The following is a 3,209-nucleotide window of genomic DNA, read 5'->3' on the forward strand; positions in this document are numbered from 1 at the left end:
GCCCTACTCTACCCCTACGGGGAAAATGCTCCAGGCGCGCTCCGGCGAACAACGATACTCCTTGCGACGTTGGTTGACGAGACTGGCGAAAGGGATGTGCACTCACCCAAGTGAAGCCAGATAAGGCGACCGCGCCAGCAAAGCATATTGACCGCCCAGCGGGACCTTTGCAAGCAAGCTCTCGAGAGAAGCCATACGAGAATAAAGGCGCTCCGGAAGATACAGGAAATAGTCAGAAAGAATTGGTGTAAAGCCGCAACCTCTCATCAGCGCTTGTGTGTCTCTCGCGGTAAGAAGTTCGGCGTCGACATCTACCGGGCATCGACTGACAATGGCTCGTGTGACCGGGTTCCAGGGATTGTGTTCGATAATGCAGGCCAGTCCCCCGGGCGACAGGACTCGTTTGATCTCATTCATCAACAGCTTTCTCGCTGCCAGTGGAACATGATGGTACACACACACTGCCGTCACGAAGTCTGCTGAGCTGGTATCAAACGGGAGCTCGATCTGCGATTGCTGCTGGCGCACCTCGAAGCGGGTGCCGGAATCAAGCATCGCGGCAGATGGATCGCAACCGCCTGCCCATGCAAAATGGCTTCCGGCTAACTCCAGCAACTCTCCTTTGCCGCAACCTACATCGAGCCAACGAAGCGAGCTTGTATTCAATCCTGCACGGTGCAGGAAATCCTGAATCAGGCCCCACTTTCTCTGGTGGAAATAGTGCGTCCCGCGCGCGAACCGGTTCCTGACAGGGTCTTCCAGCAACGCATCGTACGACGCCGCATACAGATCGAACTCTGGAGATAGTTTCTCGTTCGCCGCCATACTATTCCTTTTCATTTCAGCGTTCTATCCGTTCCATAATCCGGAAGCCGTCGACCACCTGTACAAGCCGGTAGTGCGATTCCAGATATGGCTCCACGATGAAATCACCAGGGGCCACATGAGTCGATGAAGGAAAGACCACCGAGGTTACCTGCTCCAGGTTCTTGTCCCAGATGACATATCGAACCTTGCGCTCCTCCAGAATTCGCACCGCCTCCTGAAACTGCGACGGGGTGTTGTAGTTGTAAACGAGGATGCTGTAAGGCGTAGGGTTGGTTGTAGCGCTCAGGAAGTAATACCTCGGCGCATATGGGTAGACGAAGATCTCTTCTCCGGGAGCGGCATACTTTTCCACGGCGGCGAAAACGCCGGTGTTTTTGAACGTCCTGATGGTGCCGGCGCGCGTTGTCATGGAGTGCGAGGCCAAAAGCAGACAAAGAAGATTGAAGATGCCGAGGCTGGCTGAACAGACCAGCAGGAGGCGCCGTGCCATGACTGCCAATGGTGCCCGGTACTCGTCGATAAAATGGACACCCAGAATCATTAGCAACGGCGATCCGAAGACGAGATGAGTGACATCCTTACGATGAATCTCCCCCAGCCATAGTGCGGCTCCGGCAAGCCAGTAGAGCAGGATCTCATTCCTGGCCAGGTTCCACCGAAACCGCGCACCCAATACCGCGAGTAAGCCCGGGAGCGCGATGACAAACAGCAAGGGCGTAATCAGAACAGCCGCCATTGGGATTGTCCATCCGAAGCCCTTTGCTCTGACAACCCAGTGATCCCAGAAGTTTGAAAGAATGTCGTGAGCGTAGGGGACGGCATTGACCGTCGAATAGTGCTGGGATGGCCAGATAAAGTTGACATAGATCAGATCCGACAGCGCCCCCTTGTGCCAGAAATAAAGTGCGACGGCTGCAAGCACGCTGACGTAGCTTCCGGTGAGTAACGCCATAGCAGACAGGGAAGCGGTACGGCGGAGTTTCAGCACAAAGAGCCAGACCAGAAACGCGCAGAATAAGAGGAGCCCCTTCGGTTGAAGAAAGCAGGTTGTGACGCCGGCAAGGCTACCGGCCAGGAGTAACAGGCTTCTGTTACCCCTTTCCCGCCACAGAACCATGCAGACAACCGCGGCCAATGCAAAGAAGTTGCTGTCTCCATGATGGCTGATGGCCGGCCAAAGGCCTCCGAAGCAGGTTGCCGCCAGGATGATGCTGGGAGTTATGGGGGACGTTCTGCATATGCGGAGCGATAAGAAATACATGGCGAGCGCCGTTCCTATCGACGTGAAGAATAGACATATGCGGCTTGCAAGAAAGGTCTCTCCGAACACCTTAAAGAAGCCTGCAAGCCAATAGAACGTCCCCGGCCCGATCACTTCGAAGAAGTCATGCGCAAAGACCTGGCCGTGCGCGACTCTAATTGCCCCATAATCCAGTGTTCCTTCATCGGAGCCAAGAAGGAAGAGGCGCATGAACGGCAAGATGTATAAGGAGGCCCAGAATGTAAATAAAACAAGGTCCTTAAGCTGTCTGCTGGAGCTCGCCTGGGCCGGCTTTTGCGTCCGGACTGGCTTTACTGCAGGCACGGACGTCAGCTCGCTATCCATGCTGCAATCAACGATGTCTTTGGAAGTGTCGACAGGCATTGTTATGCTCGCAGGCTCGTGAGTGCGTTCAACGTTGTCTCTGCCTCGATACTCTGATCGGGAGCTTCATCAGCGCCGATCACAACCGCCTTTCGCGGCTGAGGTTTTTCCAGAAGCACCGCACGCGTAAGYCCGTGCTGCGGCGAGGAGACGTTGGAAGTTTCGTTCACGACATAGAGAGGCCGGCCTTTGGTMTCTTCATAGGTGCGGGCGACATAGTCTCCGACGGCGCCCAGGGCGAGTAGAAGCATCCCTGAGAATGTGCACTGCATGGCGACAACCGATGCCCATCCAGGGATAAGTGTCTTCGTCCAAAGTGCTAGATACAGCACCCACAGGAGGTACAGAAAACCGGCTCCGCCAAGGAAGCTGCCGGCCGCGATGCTGATCCGCAGTGGAAATGCGGAGAACGATGAAATGCCTGTCCACGCAAAACGAAGCATCTTGGCGAGCGGATACTTAGTCTCGCCTGCTGCGCGGGCACAGCGCCGAAAGGGAAGAATGGCTTCTTTCATTCCCAGCCATGCAATCATGCCGCGCATGTACCGGTGTTCTTCCCGAAGAGAGCGGATGGCATTAACCGCTCGATGGCTGAAGAGTCGAAAATCTCCAACATCCTGGGCGAGCTGATGGTTGGAAATCCGCGAGAGGGTTCGATAAAACAAAGCCGCTGTCCACCGTTTGAACCAGGTCTCCGATTCACGGGAGATCCTCTGTGGCGAAACAACGTCATAGC

The 3,209-nt window shown here is 55.4% G+C and carries 2 protein-coding genes and 1 pseudogene; all 3 read right to left on the bottom strand.

Annotation, left to right across the window (positions count from 1 at the left end; genetic code table 11):
* Positions 1–102: 102 nt before the first annotated feature.
* Complete coding sequence (locus AB4043_RS19820; RefSeq protein WP_442300711.1) at positions 103–825, bottom strand: class I SAM-dependent methyltransferase; 723 nt, start codon at positions 823–825, stop codon at positions 103–105.
* A gap of 16 nt (positions 826–841) precedes the next feature.
* Positions 842–2,473 (bottom strand): hypothetical protein, encoded by a 1,632-nt coding sequence (locus AB4043_RS19825; protein ID WP_442300712.1) that lies wholly within the window; start codon positions 2,471–2,473, stop codon positions 842–844.
* A gap of 2 nt (positions 2,474–2,475) precedes the next feature.
* Positions 2,476–3,209, bottom strand: a pseudogene (locus AB4043_RS19830) (hypothetical protein); the annotation flags it as partial.

The organism is Terriglobus sp. YAF25 (assembly GCF_052113305.1).
In the GTDB taxonomy this organism is placed as follows: domain Bacteria; phylum Acidobacteriota; class Terriglobia; order Terriglobales; family Acidobacteriaceae; genus Terriglobus.